Origin of the sequence: Aquamicrobium sp., assembly GCF_023954335.1 — a bacterium.
Classification (GTDB): domain Bacteria; phylum Pseudomonadota; class Alphaproteobacteria; order Rhizobiales; family Rhizobiaceae; genus Aerobium.
Genome location: NZ_JAMLIE010000003.1, coordinates 72966 through 90636, shown reverse-complemented (window position 1 = coordinate 90636; position 17671 = coordinate 72966). Strand labels below are relative to the sequence as shown.

The 17671-nt window shown below is 63.1% G+C and carries 15 protein-coding genes and 3 pseudogenes; 10 read left to right on the top strand and 8 right to left on the bottom strand.

The genetic code is table 11. The annotated features are described in order from the left end of the window. Window positions 1-55: 55 nt before the first annotated feature. Window positions 56-820, top strand: a complete 765-nt coding sequence (locus M9945_RS17870; RefSeq protein WP_367930833.1) for an aspartate/glutamate racemase family protein — start codon at window positions 56-58, stop codon at window positions 818-820. A gap of 3 nt (window positions 821-823) precedes the next feature. Here the strand turns inward: M9945_RS17870 and M9945_RS17865 are convergent, their stop codons facing one another. The 7 genes from M9945_RS17865 to M9945_RS17835 all read right to left on the bottom strand — a co-directional run bounded on the left by M9945_RS17865 (window position 824) and on the right by M9945_RS17835 (window position 6762). Further along, on the bottom strand, window positions 824-1549 hold the full coding sequence (locus tag M9945_RS17865) for an aspartate/glutamate racemase family protein (RefSeq protein ID WP_367930832.1): 726 nt from the start codon (window positions 1547-1549) through the stop codon (window positions 824-826). 11 nt (window positions 1550-1560) lie between these two features. Further along, a complete protein-coding gene (locus M9945_RS17860; protein ID WP_367930831.1) occupies window positions 1561-2277 on the bottom strand; it encodes an aspartate/glutamate racemase family protein in 717 nt (238 codons plus the stop codon). Between the two features lie 4 nt (window positions 2278-2281). Beyond that, complete coding sequence (locus M9945_RS17855; RefSeq protein ID WP_367930830.1) at window positions 2282-2965, bottom strand: GntR family transcriptional regulator; 684 nt, start codon at window positions 2963-2965, stop codon at window positions 2282-2284. A gap of 198 nt (window positions 2966-3163) precedes the next feature. Beyond that, a complete protein-coding gene (locus M9945_RS17850; RefSeq protein WP_367930829.1) occupies window positions 3164-3568 on the bottom strand; it encodes a DUF126 domain-containing protein in 405 nt (134 codons plus the stop codon). Next, window positions 3569-4825 carry an aconitase X gene (locus tag M9945_RS17845; protein ID WP_367945681.1) on the bottom strand — a complete coding sequence of 419 codons (1257 nt, stop codon included), beginning with the start codon at window positions 4823-4825 and terminating at the stop codon, window positions 3569-3571. Then, window positions 4826-5644 (bottom strand): aspartate dehydrogenase domain-containing protein, encoded by an 819-nt coding sequence (locus tag M9945_RS17840; RefSeq protein WP_367930827.1) that lies wholly within the window; start codon window positions 5642-5644, stop codon window positions 4826-4828. Next, a complete protein-coding gene (locus M9945_RS17835) occupies window positions 5641-6762 on the bottom strand; it encodes an enolase C-terminal domain-like protein (RefSeq protein WP_367930826.1) in 1122 nt (373 codons plus the stop codon). The genes M9945_RS17840 and M9945_RS17835 overlap by 4 nt, the downstream gene beginning before the upstream one ends. A gap of 168 nt (window positions 6763-6930) precedes the next feature. On the opposite strand from M9945_RS17835, the gene M9945_RS17830 reads away from it, so the two are divergent. The 5 genes from M9945_RS17830 to M9945_RS17810 all read left to right on the top strand — a co-directional run bounded on the left by M9945_RS17830 (window position 6931) and on the right by M9945_RS17810 (window position 12013). Continuing rightward, window positions 6931-8316 carry an MmgE/PrpD family protein gene (locus M9945_RS17830; RefSeq protein ID WP_367945680.1) on the top strand — a complete coding sequence of 462 codons (1386 nt, stop codon included), beginning with the start codon at window positions 6931-6933 and terminating at the stop codon, window positions 8314-8316. Between the two features lie 60 nt (window positions 8317-8376). Then, on the top strand, window positions 8377-9216 hold the full coding sequence (locus M9945_RS17825; protein WP_367945679.1) for a transporter substrate-binding domain-containing protein: 840 nt from the start codon (window positions 8377-8379) through the stop codon (window positions 9214-9216). 94 nt (window positions 9217-9310) lie between these two features. After that, window positions 9311-10567 (top strand): NAD(P)/FAD-dependent oxidoreductase, encoded by a 1257-nt coding sequence (locus M9945_RS17820; protein WP_367945678.1) that lies wholly within the window; start codon window positions 9311-9313, stop codon window positions 10565-10567. 11 nt (window positions 10568-10578) lie between these two features. Then, on the top strand, window positions 10579-11238 hold the full coding sequence (locus M9945_RS17815; protein ID WP_367945677.1) for an amino acid ABC transporter permease: 660 nt from the start codon (window positions 10579-10581) through the stop codon (window positions 11236-11238). After that, window positions 11228-12013, top strand: a complete 786-nt coding sequence (locus tag M9945_RS17810; protein WP_367945676.1) for an amino acid ABC transporter ATP-binding protein — start codon at window positions 11228-11230, stop codon at window positions 12011-12013. The genes M9945_RS17815 and M9945_RS17810 overlap by 11 nt, the downstream gene beginning before the upstream one ends. Before the next feature lie 26 nt (window positions 12014-12039). Here the strand turns inward: M9945_RS17810 and M9945_RS17805 are convergent. After that, window positions 12040-12247: pseudogene (locus M9945_RS17805) on the bottom strand (IS5/IS1182 family transposase); the annotation flags it as partial. Between the two features lie 438 nt (window positions 12248-12685). On the opposite strand from M9945_RS17805, the pseudogene M9945_RS17800 reads away from it, so the two are divergent. The 4 genes and pseudogenes from M9945_RS17800 to M9945_RS17785 all read left to right on the top strand — a co-directional run. Then, window positions 12686-12964: pseudogene (locus M9945_RS17800) on the top strand (transposase); the annotation flags it as partial. A gap of 226 nt (window positions 12965-13190) precedes the next feature. Beyond that, window positions 13191-14650: pseudogene (gene istA / locus M9945_RS17795) on the top strand (IS21 family transposase); the annotation flags it as partial. Between the two features lie 126 nt (window positions 14651-14776). After that, window positions 14777-15172, top strand: coding sequence for an ATP-binding protein (locus M9945_RS17790; RefSeq protein WP_367945675.1), 396 nt, complete (start codon window positions 14777-14779; stop codon window positions 15170-15172). Then, a complete protein-coding gene (locus tag M9945_RS17785; protein WP_367945674.1) occupies window positions 15145-15474 on the top strand; it encodes an ATP-binding protein in 330 nt (109 codons plus the stop codon). The genes M9945_RS17790 and M9945_RS17785 overlap by 28 nt, the downstream gene beginning before the upstream one ends. Window positions 15475-17671: the final 2197 nt, after the last annotated feature.

Here is a 17671-nt window from a genome sequence, read left to right as displayed (position 1 = left end):
GGCCGAGCGGCGCCGGCGGTCGCGCTTTCGGCGGAAATCCTCGTGATCGGGGCTTGTGGCAACCGCAACCTTCAGCCAGATTGCGATGATGGAACCATCGCCCCTGGCCGCACCGCGCGGCACCGTAGCCGAGCTCGGCGTCGGCATACTGATGCTCGACACCCACTTCCGCCGTTTGCCGGGAGAGATCGGCAACGGGCGTACCTGGTCGTTCCCGGTCCAGTTCAAGGTGGTGAAGGGAGCCAGTCCGCGGCGCGTGGTGGAGGAGGGGGATCCGGCCCTGCTGCAGCCATTCATCGACGCCGCCCTCGAACTGGTCGATCTCGGCGTCGGCGCGATATCGACCAGCTGCGGGTTCCTCGCCCTGTTCCAGCGCGAATTGCAGGAGGCGCTGCCGGTGACGGTGGCGACGAGCAGCCTGTTGCAGGTGCCTTTCGCCAAGTCGATGCTGCCGCGCGGCAAGCGCGTGGGCATCCTCACCTTCGATGCCGGGAATCTGGGCGCGCGCCATCTGGCCGCCGTCGGCGTCGACGTCGATACGCCGGTCGAAGGCATGCCCGTGGACAGCCATTTCAGGCGGGTCTATGGCGATTCGGGCGTGGATCCGGACTTTCCGAGGCTCGAGGCGGAAATCCTCGCCGCGGCCGAACGGCTTCTCACGCGTCACGGCGACATCGGCGCCCTGGTGCTCGAATGCACCAACATGCCGCCGCACGCAGCCGCGCTCTCCAGGCGGTTCGGGCTGCCCGTCTACGACATCGTCGGGCTGATCGAATGGCTGATGCGCGGCGCGCTGCCCCCGCCGTTCCGGCCCGCCTGATCCTCAGAGGAACTTCGTCGGGCGCGCGGCGCCGTAGAACGTATTGATCAGCGTGTTGATGTCGAACACCGGCAATCCCGATATCCGCGCGATCGAATGCGAGAACGGGCACATGTTGGTGCACTCGAGGACGATCGCGCCGGCATCTGGATGCTCGTCCATGAACTCCTCGGTCATCTCGCTCATTTCGCGGTCGAGGATGTCGGTGTCCAGCTCCAGGCTGTTGCCGATATAGACCCTCGGGAAGACCGCGTCGTGCCGCATGCCCTTCACGCGGACGTTCGCCGTCCCGGCGGACCAGCCCGCGCCGTTGAAATGCCGCTCGTTTATGTTCTCGGCGCGCTCGGTGAAAACGCCGATGGGCTTTTGCGGATTGAGCATGGTGCGCACCAGCGGCACCTGCAGCAGCGCCGAGGTGAAGACAGGTATTCCGACGGAGGCGGCCAGTTCCTTCTGGAAGGGGGCCAGGAAGCCGCAGCTGGTCGTGATGCCCATCACGCCGTCCTTCTCAAGTTCCCGCGCGGCCTCGATGAAGGGCGTGAGCAGTTCCGGCGACGGCTCGACCCCCATGATGCGGTCCGGGGTCGCGCCCGTCACCTTCTTGTAGCGGACCGGGAATCGGTAGGAAGCGGCGTTCCCGATGTCTCCCGGCGGACGCGGAAAGCGCGTGTCCAGCATCAGGACGCCGATGACCTGCTCGTAATTGGTGAAGCCGCCCGTCAATTTCATTTCATGCCCCGTCAGGTAAGAAAAACTCGCGGCGCCAGCGATGCATGGAACCAGTGCACGAACGGTTCGATCGAGAAGACCGGCAAGCCGGTCGCCTTGCGTATGTCCGCGGCGTAGGGCACCATGTTGGTGCATTCCAGCACGATCGCGCCGAGGTTCGGGTTGGCGGCCTGAAGCGCCAGGGCGGCCTCGACATTGTCCTGCCGGGCGGCCTCGACATCGAGCTCCAACTCGTTGCCGATGATCACCCGCGTGAACTCGCGCAACCCTTCAGTGGTGCCGACCGGCGTGCCCTGCGGGACGCCGGCCTTTTCGAGGTGCAGCGGGGTGAGCGTGGACCCCGAGATCGTCAGGATGCCCGCGCGCCTGCCGTGCGGCAGAAGGCTGTTGACCATCGCTACCTGCATCAGCGACGACGTAAGGACGGGAACGGGCACGGCTCTCGAGATTTGCTCCTGGAAGAGCGAAAGGAAGCCGCAATTGGTGGTGATCCCGTCGACCCCGTCGGCCACCAGCTCCCTGGCGGCATCGATGAACGTGTCGAGAAGCCCGGCCGCGTTCTGGCGCACCACGCGGTCGGGCGAAGCGCCGCGCACGACCTTGTAGTGCACCGGAAACGGCCAGGTGAGCCCATTCCCCATATCGCCCGGGATGCGCGGAAACCGGGCTTCCAGCATCAGGATGCCTATGGACAGGCCGTGCAGGGGCTTGCCGTTCCTGTCTCTCATCGTTCTAGTCACCTTCGCCGAAACGTCGCGAGAAAAGCTCGTCCGGTCCCGCGACATAGATGCTGGAATAACCCTCGCGAACCACGGTGACGATCTGGTCCATACGTCTGAAGATGTGGTTGCGCATCAGTTCTCCCGCTCGCTCGATGTCGCGGGCCTCCAGCGCCTCCATGATGAGGCGGTGCTCACTCTTGGTCTGCTTGACCCGCTTCGACATGTCGATCCAGCGTATGAAGCGGATGCGCTCGTTGATCAGGTTGAGCAGGTTGGCGGCCTCGTCGTTCTTGCCGAGCCGGGCGACCGCGAGATGGAACGCCTCGTCGGCGGCGGTGGTTTCGCCGATCGTCAGGCCCTCATGGGCGAGCCCGGCGGCGTACTCCCCGTTCTTGAGGCGCTCGATCTCGTCGTCCGTCGCCCGCTCGCACGCCCTGCGGATGGCGGCTTCCTCCAGCGTGGCGCGCAGCTCGTAAAGTTCGTAGATGGTCCGGACGTCGAGCTCTCGGCAGAAGAAGCCCTTGCCCGGCTGGCTGGAGATCAGCTGCTCTGCGACCAGCCTGTTCAGGGCCTCGCGCAGCGGGGTTCTGCTTGCATTGAGCTTCTTCGCCAGCTCGGCCTCGTTTATCCTTTCGCCCGGCCGTATGCGAAAGTTGACCGCCATCTTCTTCAACTCGGAGTAGAGGGCCTCCACCCTTCCTTCTCCCCTGCGATTGCCTTCTTTCAAGCTGGAATACCTCGTGTTTTCGGCATGACGCCGGCGTTCTGCCTCAATACGATCGGCTGGCCTCGGCATCCGGCGCGGGACGGTGGGAGCGAAATTCAGTTCAAAGGGCAGCGCGTCATCGGCGATCTGGGCCCAGTCTATTACCGCCTGTGACGCATGGCCGTGTCAATCTTCCGAGACGGTATCGCCCTCCACATTCAGCAGGGTTTCCTGTGGCAGGCCCGCGGCGAGGATCTGCCCCGCCAGGCCCGATATGATGGGGATACGGCACATGATCGCCCCTTGCACGACCGACGGGTCCGGCAGGTCTTCCGTGATCATCGCCACGGGATGCGTGCCGTGCTGGAAAAGCTGGTAGATGAACCTCCAGGCCCCGGCCGAGCCTTTGGTCGAACCGACGACCAGCACGGAGCCGGCTATCGACTTGCCGAAAAGGTCGGAGCTTTCCTCCACGACATTGCCGCTGCGGATGTCGAGATCGCCGAGAAACGACAGCGTGGTTCCGCTCAGCAGCGCCGGGCCCGAGGCTGTCGCCCTGACGATGGCGCGGCCGGTCCAGGAGCGTCCCATCTAGAACCTCGGCCTGTAGTCGCCGGTGACGGCGAAATCGACCACGTCCCTGGCGGTGCCGAGCAGGGTCGGGCACTGGATCATGCTTCGGACATAGTGGGCCTGCTTGGCGGAATCGACCATGACGGTGCGCAGCCTCGGCGCCTCGACGCCGAGCTTCGGGTCGGGCGACACGGTACGGGCGAAGTGGCAGGACATCGGGCAGGTGTCGGTGATGATCTTCGCGCCCGAGGCCAGGATCGGTTGCAGCAGTCCCGATTCGGCGGCCATTTGCCGGACCACCCGGCTCGTCGTGACCCACAGCTCGATGCCCTCGCGCAGTTTCCTGCCCGCGAGCAACTGGGAATAGTCGCGCATTTCGTTGTAGGACGCGTGCGGGCAGCCGAGGTGGATGAGGTCGACGTCCTGCGGATCGCCGGCCGAGAAGCGGTCATAGATGTCCCTGATGTCGGCGAGCGTGACGTGGATTTCATCCAGCGCCGCATCGGCCACCGCCGTCGCTTCGTAGGGCGGCGTGACGCCGGGGACGATGAACATCGAGATGCCGCCCGAGGTCGCCTGCCCGACGCCGAGGGCGTCCATCTCGTCCAGCGTGGGCCTTCTTGCGAGACCGCTTATGAAAGGTACGCCGTTCCTGACACGCTCTCCGATGACGTAGCCGAGCACGGTGAAGTCGGTGGTCCCGTCAAGCGCGGCATCGACGACGATCCTGTGCGTCGGCCGGCGGTTCTCGTCGAGATGCAGGCCGAAGCGCGGATAGCGGCCGGTGATGCCGGCATAGGTGGCGAAGTAGCCGTCGCGGTTGGCGCGCGCGCCGAGCACCGAATTGGCGAAGGCCGTCACGCCGCTTTCGATCGAAGCGATGTGCATGTTCCAGGTCGGCCAGTGCCCGGCCCAGTAGGGGGTGCAGGTGTAGCAGCCCGAGCTGCCCATCTTGCGATGCGCGGCTTCCGAGCGCTTCTGAAGCGCCGCGAGCGTTTTCGGCGCGCCGGTCTGCATCCAGTTACCGACGTCGGCGTTGATGATGTTGGTCGAGACGGGGACGCGCATGTTCGCGCCGCTCGCGCTCAGGCTCTCGATCAGCTCGACGTCGCCCTTGTAGAGCGCCATGCCCGGATGGACATGGGCATAGCCGATATCGACCATGTCGGCCGCGTCGAACGCTTCCCCGAGCTGGACCAGGGCGGCCATCGCCGTGGCGGAGGCCTCCCCGTCGATGCCGTCCAGCAATGCCTTGTCCCGATCGGTCAGGTACATTCAGCTGCCTATGCGCAAGGGATTTCCGATTTGCCGCAACGCGGCGAGGATACTCGGCGCGACGATGCGGCTGGTGCGATTGTTCTCCGGCGAAGGGAAATTGTGCGAGGTCAGCTCCAGCACGACGGCGGGCGAGCGGACGTGGATCGTGTGCTGGGCGCCGGGCAGCCTTCCGTCGGCGGAAATGTCGATCATGGTCCTGTCGAGGCCGACGCCGGCAAGGCTCAGCGAGACCGCGACGTTGAAATGCCTCGGGAAATGCCGCGCAGCCTCGCGCGCGGTGCCCTTGAACACCGGGACGCACGCATTTTCGGCGGCGGCGAGGTCGATGCCGTTGTCGCGAATGTAGGCTTCGTGGGCGAGCGAGCGGGGCAGGATCTTCGACACCAGCTTCACTTCGTCGATCCCCGCCTCGCGCGCGGAGCGCAGCAGATCGAGCCCCGGCAGCGTGCCGCTGGCGATATGCAGCGTGCCGCCGCTCTGCGTGGCGAGATCGATGAGGTCGAGATTCTCCGCCAGCGCCCCGACACTGACGGCGATCACCGTGCACCCCGCCTTCAGGCCGGGTTCGACGATCTCGCGAAAGCTGTCATAGGTGCCGGATTCGACGATGATGTCCGCGTGGTCCGGCGCCTCGGCCGCGGAGACCACGGGAACGTCGAAGCCGAGCCTGCCGAGCTTCTCGCGGGCCTTTTCCCTGTTCCGTGCGGCGACGGCTGCGATCTCCAGCGTGCCGGCCTCGTCCTTCGCGACATAGCCCGCGATCTGGCGGCCGATATTGCCGAAGCCGGCTATGACGAATCGCGTCTTGCGGCTCATTCGAGCAGTTCCAGCCTGTAGCGCGCCAGCATGTCCGGGTCGGGAACGACCCCGAGGCCGGGCCCGGTCGGAATATGGACGAGGCCGTTTCGCACCGGGAACGGCTCCGTGGCGAGGTCGGCCTCGGCGTAATAGGTCGACATGTAGAACTCGCAGCCGAGAATGAGGTCGGGTACCGCCGCCATGAGATGCGCGCCCGCCGCATGGGCGATCGAGGTCTCGAACATGCAGCCGCCATAGACCTCTATGCCGGCGGCGCGGGCGATCGCGGCCACTTCGAGCGCGCGCCTTATGCCTCCCGCCTTCGCGAGCTTGAGCGCGAAGATGTCGGCGATGCGCGCCTGGGCGCCCCGCAAAGCCTCCCTGGGATCGAAGATGGATTCGTCGGCCATGATGGGGACGTCGACGGCGCGGGTGATCTCGGCCATGGCCTCGCGCTCGTACATCTTGACCGGCTGCTCGACGAAGGTGGGCTTGAAGCGCTCCAGATCCCTCACCCTGCGGATGGCGTCATAGGCGGGCAGGCCCTGATTGTAGTCGATGCGCAGGCTTGCTTCCTCTCCGTACAGCTCCCGCAGCCTTTCAAGCCGCATGACGTCGAACGAATGTTCGGCGAAGCCGGTCTTCAGCTTGAACAGCCGCACGCCGTCGGCCCACAGGACGGCGATGTCCTCGAGGTCCTTTCCGAAATCCGGATTGGCGATCGAGAAGCTCATGGGGATCGCGTCCCGTTGCCGGCCGCCGACGAGCTCGGCGATCGAGAGGCCGACCGCCTGTCCGGTGATGTCGAGCAGGGCGCACTCCAGCGCCGCCTTGGCCTCGTTGTGGCCGACGAGCACCTTGCCGGCCCTGTTCATCAGCACCTCGACCTGGATCGGGTCCTGCCCGATCAGGTGGGGACGCAGGTGAACGTGCAGCGCTGCGGCGTTGGCCTCGACCGTCCCCGTGAAGACCGGCCATGGCGAGGCTTCGCCCCAGCCCGTTATGCCGGTGTCGGTCGTCAGTTCGAGGAGCACGGCATTGATGCCGGAAACGTCCCCGGAACCGTGGGAATGCACCGCCTTGGCCGGCACGCTCACCGTATGGACGCGGACGGAAACGATCTTGTGGTCGGACATTCAGGCGATCCATTCACTCGCGGAGCGGGCACGGGCCGCTGGCATGTTGACATTCATATTCTGGTCAGTATACCGATAAAGATACACCGTCAAGCTGCCCCTTAGGCTGCTGCAGAGCTTGGGGTTCTGGCCGCGAAACCGGCGCACCGGAACGGAGGGAGCATACGGATGAACATGCAGGCGCCGGTCACCGAGGCATTGGCCGAATTCATCGCGACCATGACCCCCGCAAGATTGCCGCAGCCTGTTCGCGAATATGCGCGGCGTATCATCTTCGACGGCATCGGCACCCTGGCATCGGCCACTCATCCGGCCGTAACCGCTTCCGCCGGGATGGGCAGATTCGCGGAGGCTCATGGCGGCGGCGGCCCCGCCACGCTGGTCGGCCGCGGGCGCACGGTCGACGTCGTCAGCGCCGTGTTCGCCAACGGGACGCTCGGCTATGCCTCGGATTTCGAGCCGCATCACCCCGAGGCCATTCTTCATCCCGTCGCGGTGATGGTGCCCACCTCGCTGGCGCTTGCGCAGATGTGCGGCCGGTCGGGCCTCGACATGTCGACGGCGGTTGTGGTCGGTTGCGAGGTGACCTATCGTGTCTCGATGGCGTTGAACCCGCGCGAACTTTACGATCTCGGTTTTCACCCTTCTGCGATTGCCGGAACCTTCGGCGCGTGCGCGGCCGCTGCCTTGCTGCTGAAGCTCGACAAGGAGCAATGCGTCCGCGCGCTCGGGCTGGCGGCGTTGCAGACGTCCGGCCTGCTGGCGTGGCAGGATGATCCCCGCGAGGACGCGCGCCCGTTCCAGATGGGCATGGCGGCCCGCAACGGGGTGACGGCGGCGCTGTTGGCGCGGCAGGGTTTCGGTGCGCCTTCGCGGATATTCGACGGCGGCCACACCGTCCTGAAAGCCTACAGCCGGGTCGCGAGCACCGAACCGCTGACCTCCGGCTTGGGCGAGGTCTGGGACGGGTTGATGGAGCTCGCCGTCAAGCCCTACCCCTGCGTCTCGTTCCTGCATCCGGCGCTCGACGCGCTGGAGGCCCTGCTCGACCGCGAAGCGCTGGTGTCCGGCCAGATCGCGGGGATCGATCTCCGATTCCCGAATGCCGGCGCGCATTGCGTGGACGACAACCCGCTCAAGGGGCACTGCGCCCAGTACATCCTGCCGATCCGCGCCGCCATCGGGCGGCTTTCCTATCTCGATCTCTTCATCGACCGGAGGGAGCAGGAGGCGGAGGTGGCGCGCCTTGCCGCGGCAACCACGGTCACGCGCGACTTCGGCGAGTTCGACGCAGCCTTCCCGAATTTCTACATCGGCGAGGTCTCGCTGCGCCTGAAGGACGGAAGTCTCCTCAAGGAGCGGAGGGACGTGGCCAGAGGCTATCCTGAAGTTCCCCTCTCTGACGAGGAAATCCGGTTGAAATTCGATTCCGTCGTGTCGGAGGTCGCCAGCGAAGGCCGGCGCCTCGCGCTGGCCGATGCGGCATGGCGCCTCGACGAGTCGCCGTCGGTATCGCTGCTTGCCGGTCTGCTCCAGCATGAGGCGGAACTGTAGACGTCAGGTGCGGGAGGTGCGCCAGGACAACGATAAGGCAATGAACTGAAGGAGGAAGTCATGAAAAACCTAAAGTGGGGAATACTTGCAGTCTTCTCGGCGTTTCTGGCCGTGATCGGAATGGCTTCGAATGCTGCCGCGCAGCAGGAAAGCACGTGGGACCGGATACAAAGGACCGGCGAATTGCGGTTCGCCGTCTTCAACTTTCCACCTTACTTCGTGAAGGATCTGAGCACCGGCGAATGGGGTGGCGGCATCGTTGAAATGGCCAAGGACGCCGCGGCCGAGCTCAAGGTCAATTTCGTGCCCGTCGATGTCGGCGGCTGGGGAGAACTGGTGCTCGCCCTGACCACGAACAAGGTCGATCTCGCGGGCGGAATGCAGGCCACGCCAGTGCGCGCGACTTCGATCGATTTTGCCGGTCCCATCTACTGGATCGAGTGGGTCACGGTGAACAATCCGAACTTCAAGGGTGGCGCGAACTGGTCCGACTACAACGATCCCAGCGTCAGGGTCGCGGTCCAGACAGGCTCCTCGGATCAGGTCCTTCTGACGATGAACGCGCCGAAGGCGACCCAGTCGCAGTTCAAGGAGCTCTCCCAGATCATTCTGGCCGTCTCCTCGGGCCGCGCGGACGCGTTCACGACGACCGTGCTCTCCAGCCTGATCGCCAAGGAAAAGAATCCGGGCCTGGGCACGTTCAACTCGCCGCAGCCGCGCACCAGCCTGCCAGGCTATTTCGGCATTCGCTCCGAGGTCGATCCCCGGTTCAGGAACTACCTCAACTGGTGGGCCGAGTGGAACAACAAGCTGGGGCTCAACGATGCCCGCATGCGCGAGAGCATGCTGAGGTATAGCGGTATCTCCGAGATCCCGGATTCGGTTTCCTTCAGGGAATAGTCGCGGAGCGGGAGCGCTGCCAGGCGGCGCTCCCCATCCTTCCCGCGCCCGGAGCTGCCGCCCGGCGTTCACCACGTCATGACCGAGAGGGGATATGCCTGCAAAGCCGCAGTCGATTGCCGTGATAGGTGCGGGCATGGTCGGGACATGCTGTGCCCTCTACCTGCAGCGCGAGGGATACCAGGTCACGCTGGTGGACCGCAAACGCCCCGGGGAAGAGGCGTCTTTCGGCAATCTAGCCTGTTTCGGGATAGCGTCCTGCGTCCCGCCGGCCATGCCCGGCATCCTGAAGAAGGTGCCCGGGATGCTGCTCGATCCTTCCGCGCCGCTGAAGTTGCGATGGCGCGACGCCATTCCCGCATTGCCATGGTTCCTGCGCTATCTCGCCAACACCCGGCCGGAGCGCATCGAGGCGATCGCCGCGGCGCGCCAGAGCCTGTTGAACAGGGTGCATGAAACGCTCGATCCGCTCGTGCGCGAGGCGGGGGCGGAGGCGCTGATCAACAAGGGCGGGCTGATCTTTACCTTCGAAAGCGAGGAAGCCTACCGGAACGCGTCCTACGCCTTCGACATAAGACGCCGCAACGGCGTCAGGATGGATGTGATCGACGGCAATCAGGCGCGGGAACTGGAGCCGGCGCTTTCGCGCGACATCGTTCGCGCGGTGCGCGTCCCCGATCTTGCCCATACCTACAATCCGGGGAATCTGGTCAGGAGCTTCGCGGCCCTGTTCGAAAGGAACGGAGGCGCCTTCCTGCAAGCCGGAGTGAACGGCTTCGACCTGGGCGCCGGCGGTGTGAAGGCATTGGTGACAGACCGGGGCAGGCTCCCTTTCGACGCGGTGGTGATCGCCGCCGGGGTCTGGTCCGGTACGCTCACGAAGATGCTGGGAACTTCGGTTCCGCTCGCGGCCGAGCGGGGCTACCATGTCATGTTCCACGGCACCGGCGTGAAGTTGAACAGTGCGATCCTGTCGGCGGATCGGTACGTGTCGGTGACGCCGATGGACTACGGCGTCCGCGTCGGCGGCACCGCCGAGTTCGCGGCGGCCGACGCCCCTCTCAACCAGGCGACCGCCCGGATGATGCGCAGCATCGGAGAGAAGCTGGTTCCGGCACTGGCCGACGATCCGGGCAAGGAGATCACCAGTTGGGTCGGGTCGCGTCCCTCGCATCCCGATTCCAAACCAGCCATCGGGCGCGCGCCGAAGCAGAACAACGTGTTTTTCGCGTTCGGCCACGACCATCTCGGGCTTACGATGGGGCCCATCACCGGCAAGCTGATCGCGGAGATCGTGGCTGGAAGAACGCCAAGCGTGGACCTGGAGCCATTTCGGCCGGATAGATTTTAGGACCTTCGAGAATGTACGAATGGAACTTCAACATGGTGATCTTCGGCTATGGAGCCTTGTGGCTCAACGGCCTGCTGGTCACCCTCGCCTATGCCGCCGGGACGATCATCTGCGGTCTCGTGATCGGCGTCTTCTGCGGCATGGGTCTTTTGACCAAGCGATGGTGGCTGACCGTCCCGATACACCTTTATGTCGAGCTCTTCCGCTGCACGCCGGTGCTGGTGCAGATCGTCTGGTTCTACTTCGCCCTGCCGGTGATACTCGGTGTCGAGATTCCCGCCTGGCTTGCGGCGGGCATCGGCCTCTCGCTCTATATGGGATGCTTCGCGACCGAGATATTTCGCGGCGGCATCGTGTCGATCGACAAGGGCCAGTGGATGGCCGCGCAGGCGATCGGAATGACCTCCTGGCAGGTGATGAGCCACATCATCCTTCCCCAGGCGTTCCGCCGCATGGTTCCTCCTCTGGTCAATCAGTCGACAATACAGTTCAAGAACACCTCGCTTCTCTACGTTGTCGCGGTTCCGGATCTTATGTACACGGGCTATCTGGTCGTGTCCGAGACCTACCGGCCTCTGGAGGTTTACACGGGAGTAGCCCTCGCATACCTGGTGCTGCTCTATCCGCTTACGCAATGGGCGAAAAAACTGGAAACACGTCGTGACCTATAACAAGATGGAACCGGCATCGCTGCTGCAGCTTGTCGACATACGGAAGAAGTACGGATCGGTCGAGGCCGTCAAGGGCGTTTCCCTCGAGGTCGCGAAGGGGGAGGTGATCGCGATCATCGGGCCATCCGGTTGCGGCAAGTCCACGCTCCTGCGCTGCATCAACCATCTCGAGACGCCGTCGGGGGGCAAGGTCCGCCTCGGCGACCAGCTGATCGACTATGATGTCCGCACGACGGTGCCCAAGGGCCGCGATCTCGCACGGTTCCGGTCCCACTTCGGCATGGTGTTCCAGCAATATGACCTTTTCCAGCACAAGACGGTGCTCGAAAATGTCATGATCGGTCAGTTGGTCGTCAAGAAGACGCCCAAGGAAGAAGCCCGCAAGATCGCCCTCGATCTCTTGAGCCGGGTCGGGCTGGGCGCCTTCGGAGACCGTAAGCCCCAGCAGCTTTCGGGTGGGCAGCAACAGCGCGTCGCCATCGCCCGGGCCCTGGCGATGAGCCCCGAAGTGCTCCTGTTCGACGAGGTGACGTCGGCGCTCGATCCGGAACTGGTGGGCGAAGTGCTGGCCGTGATGCAGAGTCTCGCCCGCGAGGGGGCAACCATGGTCCTCGTCACGCACGAGATGGCCTTCGCCCGCGATGTCGCTAACAAGGTGGTCTTCATGGACGCGGGTCTGGTCGTCGAACAGGGACCGCCGGAAGAAATCTTCGGCTCGCCCAAGAGCGACCGGCTTCGCTCCTTCCTGGGCAGGTTCCACTCCACCGCGACCTGAGGGGGCCTGGGTCGGGGGCTTATGGGCAAGGCGGCAGCAACGGTGTAATCGCTGACCTGACCTGCCGTTATGAAGAAGCTGATCGGGTGACCATTTGCATCTGCTACGGCATGAAGCCTGGTGTTCATGCCGCCTTTCGTGCGTCCAATCAGGCGGCCCGCGCGCCCCCCTTTTTTCCCGCAGGCTGGAAGCCGTACGGTGGGCCTTGAGATAGGTCGCGTCGATCTCATGATCGTCTTCAGCTCTGGAGCCTCTTCGACATTCTGATGGTCGCTGTGCGGCGCTCTATGTCTACATCGCGAAAGCGCAGGGCAAGGATTTTGCCACGACGCATGGCGGCTTCCAACGCGAAACGCACAACAGGAAGAAGGAATGGGTTCCGCGTCTTTCCTGCCGCTTTCAACAGCCGGTCGAGCTCGCCTCTCTGCAAACGCCGGTCACGCCTGTTCGACACAGTAGGTTTTGAAAGAGGTTTGACCGCTTGCACGACGGTTGACGCAGCAGGGCGTTGACAATCAATGTCTCAACCTCGTGGCCGCGCTTCTTGACGACAATCTCGTCGCGATACCGTTCTAGGATCGTGGCTGTCCGGCATCAGCACTGATGGGACCAAATCGGCTTAACTGAGAACGGAGGATTTCTGGTTCATCGTAGCCTTTCAAAGGAGCGAAGATGAGACAGAAATCCGGAACCGGGAAAGCGCCGGCAGAGCAGGTCATCAAAGACATCCGCGCAACCCGCAAGCAATATTCGGCCGAGGAGAAGATCCGCATCGTGCTGGAGGGCTTGCGCGGCGAAGAGTCGATCGCGGCGCTGTGCCGGCGCGAGGGGATCGCGGAGAGCCTTTATTACACCTGGTCGAAGGAATTCCTGGAAGCCGGCAAGAAGCGGCTTGCCGGGGATACGGCGCGCGCCGCCACCAGCGACGAGGTGAAGGTTCTGCGCAAGGAGACGCCCGAGAACCTCGAACTGATGCGCCTCATTGACGAGGCGTTCACGGAAATGCCGTGGTATGGCTCGAGACAGATGGCGCGGCACCTACGCCGTCAGGGCTGGTGCGTAGGCCGCATGTGTAGGGCGGTGACAAATTAGGCCATGGAGCGCCGGCGTGCTGCTGGTGCGGGCGGAGTAAAAACCGTCCATTGGCTAGGCTGATCCCTTTGAGGATCGGCCGGGAATGTTTGCCGTGGAAGTCTATGCCGCTGTCCGGCACTTCGTGTTTGTCGAGGGCAACAGTCGTCGTGAGGCAGCTCGCGTTTCTCGGGTTGAGCCGGGAGACGGCCCGAAGATGCCGCCTGCTTTCCGCCGGCCACGCGCACGGCCGTCAGAAGCCGAAGCTTGGTCCGTTGCCTTGCCGGTGATCGATGACCCGGAAACCGATCGCGCCGGGCCTGTAAAGCAGCGGCATACGGCGAAGCGGATCTTCGAGCGGCTTCGTGACGAGCACGGCTATGGCGGCGGCTACAATGGTGGTGAAGGACTATGTCCGGGTTGCCCGAGCCAGGGGCCGCGAGACGTTCGTGCCCTTGTCGCATCCGCCGGGTCATGCGCAGGTGGACTTTGGCGAGGCGATTGGTGTGATCGGCGGTCCGGCAGAAGATTCACTTCTTCTGCATGGACCTGCCGCAGTCGGACGCACCTCTTCGTGAAGGCCTATCCGGCGGAGACGACGAGGCGTTCCTGGACGGGCGCATCGCCCGGCCTTCTTCGCCTTCGCGGCGTGCCGCCGTCGATCCCCAGCGACAACACCCGGATCGCGGTGGCGAAGATCTGCGGCGACGGCAAGCGGGAGCGAACGCGTGCGTTCACCGAGCTGGTGAGCCACTATCTGTTCCGCGACCGGTTCGGCCGACCGGGCAAGGGGAACGACAAGGGCAAGGTCGAAGGGCTGGTGAAGTATGCCCGCTCGAACTTCATGACGCCGATCCCGATGGCCGCCAGCTTCTCGACGATCTCAACGCCATACTGGCCGAGCGATGCCGGTTTCAGGGCAGAACGAGCCGGTTGCCATGCCACGACCGGCGAGCGCCTTGCCGCCGATCTTGCCGCGTTCCGGAGTTGCCTGCCGTGCTGCCGGAGCCTTGCGAGAAGCGCTCGGCCCGCGTCTCCTCGACGGGCCTGGTGCGATACCGCGGCAACGACTACTTTCGGTTCCGACCGCCTATGGCTTCCAGGATGTGATGGTGAAGGGTCGACGAGATTGTCATCCCAGCCTGGCGGCGAGGAGATCGCCCGGCATCAAGGCCAGCAGCGGCTCGGGCACCTCGTCTTCGATCCTCTGCATTATCTGGCGCTGCTCGAGACCAAGCCGAATGCAGTTGACCAGGCGGCACCCTGCAGGACTGGAATCTGCCCGAAGCCTTCCAGCATCTGCGTCACCTCATGGAAGCCCGCATGGGCAATCGCGGCAAGCGCGAGTTCATCCAGGTGCTGCGGTTGATGGAGGCGATCCCGAAAAAGAGGTGGTGACCATGCTGTTCACCGAGGCGATCAGGCTGGGCGATCGGCTTGATGCGGTCAAGAGATCGCACTGGCTCGCGTCGAGCGCCGCCCGCCCCGTCTCGATCTCGCTGTCATCCGCACCCGCTGAAGACCACAGTGAAGACGACCTTCGCGGCCGATTACACCATCCTCATCCTCGGCCGCCGAGCAGCCGATGACGCCACGATGCCGCATGGACGCCTGCAGGTGCTGTTGGCCCATCATCTCAAGCAGCTGGAAGTTGCCGACGGTCCTGCGTGAGTACGACAAGGTCGCCCGCGAGTGCGCCCGCGACGGTGTCGATCATCCCCGCCATTCGCTGCGTCTCGTCGAACTCGAACTGATCGACCGGAACGGCGTGTCAGTGGATGCAAGGATCAAGCAGGCCAGGTTCCCGGCTGTGAAGAGCCTGACACCTTCGACTTCACCGCCATCCCTTCGCTCAACAAGATGCTGGTGCTGGAGCTTGCCCGCTGCGAGTTCATCCTGCGCCGCGAGAACATCATCGCGCTCGGCAATAGCGGAACCGGCAACTGGCACGGTGCTCGCCCTTGGCCTTGCCGCCTGCCAGAAGGGCTTCGCCGTCGCCTTCACCACCGCGGCAGCCCTGTGCATCAGCTCATGGAAGCGCGCGACGAGAGACGACTGCTGTGCTGCAGCGCGAACTCCAGGCCGTGAAGCTGCTCATCGTCGATGAACTCGGATACGTGCCGCTGTCACCCACCGGTGCGGAACTCCTGTTCGAGGTCTTCCCCAACGCTATGAACGTGGCTCCACCATCGTCACCTCGAACCCGCCCCTTCGAGGACTGGACATCCATCTTGGGCTCCGAGCGGCTCACCGGCGCGCTGCTCGACCGCCTGACCCACCACGTTCATATCCTGACCATGAACGGCGACAGCTATCGCCTCAAGCAATCCGCAGGTCGCAGGGCCGCCGCCGCGTCAAACGGGGCGGAGCAAAACCAGGCCACCGCCTGAGCTTCGTTCTTCCAGATTCAAAGGGCCGCTCGCTCGCTACGGCGCAATGTGGAAGCGCGCTCGCGAGCGGCCAGCGCCAAGACCTCAATGGCCTGCTTTTACTCCGCCACGCTGGTCCGGATTCCGACCGCCGTTGACAAGTTTTGGACTCCGCAGCATTGCTGCGCAGTCCAGCGACACCGCGATTTCACGCCGCCTCGATTCCGCAAACTGGTAACCCGCGTGTAACCGCGGCCTTTTTTGCCGCTTCCGTGCCTTGCGATTTCAACCGTCCGGAAAACACGAAAGCCGCGGAATTCCGCGGCTTTGGACTGGTTGTGAAACTGGAGCGGGCGAAGCGATTCGAACCCGACCTCTAACCTTGGCAAGCGAAATTGCAGGTATTGTCTCCACACTTGCACCATTACGCCCAAATGCACGCCAATGCACTAGAGGCGCGGTTCGACGGTTTCGTTGGCCGCGAGGCTCGTGAACGGAGCGGTGCTCTGATGAACTGACGTGAAGTACAACGAAACAGCGAAACGGTGACCGCGTGGTTACCGTGTGACATCATCACTTCATTCGGCGTAGCTTTCTGACCACCTTCGTCAGGGCATCTGTGGTGTCGCTGATCCTTATAAAGACGTCTTTCGTGCGAAGATCAGAAAACTGCCCATTGCCATTCCTATTCCGCTGGTTGGGTCCGACTTCGAAAACAGTAAGCGCACTGGTGACGTCATCAGGGTCGCGTTCTGGCGGGACGTACTCGATCTCATGCTTAAAGCGCTGGTAATGTCGCCCCCGGTGATTGATACGCCAACCAATGCCTTTGAACGCCGCGTTAATTTATGAACCGCTGAGTATGACCCAGCGCTTCGATGATAGCCCGTACTTTTGCCCATCTGCCGATGTTGTCCTCTGGCCATATCTCTGAGCAAAAGTCGCTTCTGGCTTCGAAAGCTTCGTTGATGGTCATAGCACTCTGGGAGTTCGATTCTCCTCTTCGTCGAAGACATCGACCCACATGATCCTGGCGGGATTTGTGACAGTGGGTTTGATGACCATGAGCGTATGGTCGTATCAAAATGTCCTTCGGGTTGAAGTCGAGACCGCGGGCAATGAAATCCTTGACGCGGCCGAGGACATCCTCAAAAACGAAGACTATTCGATTAAGATGTAGCACATCAGGACGCGTCGGCATCTTTCGATCCGCAAAGCTCAACGCCGCTTCTGCTCAAACATATAGTCTAGCGTCGATTTAGCGTCGTCCTTCATCCAAGCTGATCCGGTGTTCGATGGGAACCGGGGATCAGGACAAGACGTGAGGGGCCAGCGTCAACGGATCCGAACATTCCCGTACTTCGTCTCCGCTATCGACAATTCTGCAACCGCGTCGCCCATACGGCGAACTATTCCTTCCAACTTCGCCGAGGCCATTCGAGAAAGTTCACGCCGTATCCCCGCCCCCATAGCCTGACTAGCGCCTGAGGTTTCGAAACCCGACTGGGTCAAAGTTTGCGGTCAGAAACGAAAGTCCGACCACCTTCTCTCGGTCATTTTTGACCGGCCAAACGCGGTCCAGGTACCTTGGCTAAGCTTCAGGTCCGTTGCATAGGCGATTTCCTCGCCATCCGCATCAAGCACAACGACGCTGCTGTTAGGCGGGGAAATATCTCAACGGTATAGATTCTTGGATCGGGCCGCACTATAAGCCTCTTCGTCGCTTTCCGTCTCCCCATCGTTGGCTCTGGCTTCGCCAACCGGGTTCGCGGACGCGTATAGGTGTTGGGCTGGCCAAGCGGAGGATCGAAGAAGACCCGCCCCCATCACGAGCTTGAAAGAAGAAACCGACTCGCCGCAAACCGGGCATTTGGCGTTTGGGAAGGTGATTCCAAATCCCGAGCCTCCGCCAGACGTCAGTCTGGCGCGGAACTATCGTTTGCTGCCAATCGGGCCTGACGAACTCCGTGTTCAATGAACCCAAAAAAGTAGTGCTGAGCAGGCATTGGTGCGATAATGTGGTTCGGCTCGACGAAATCCAGTCATGCCTGCATGCTCCGTTAACTATAGAGCTCTTCGTTCAGCTATTCTTTATCTAAATACAGTTCCAGCACTTAACATCATTAATGTCGCTGCATTCCATACGGTCATATCGGATTCCAGCGACATTCATCCGGCCCGGCATCCAGTGTACCGTGGCGGCCTCGCAAACGCATTC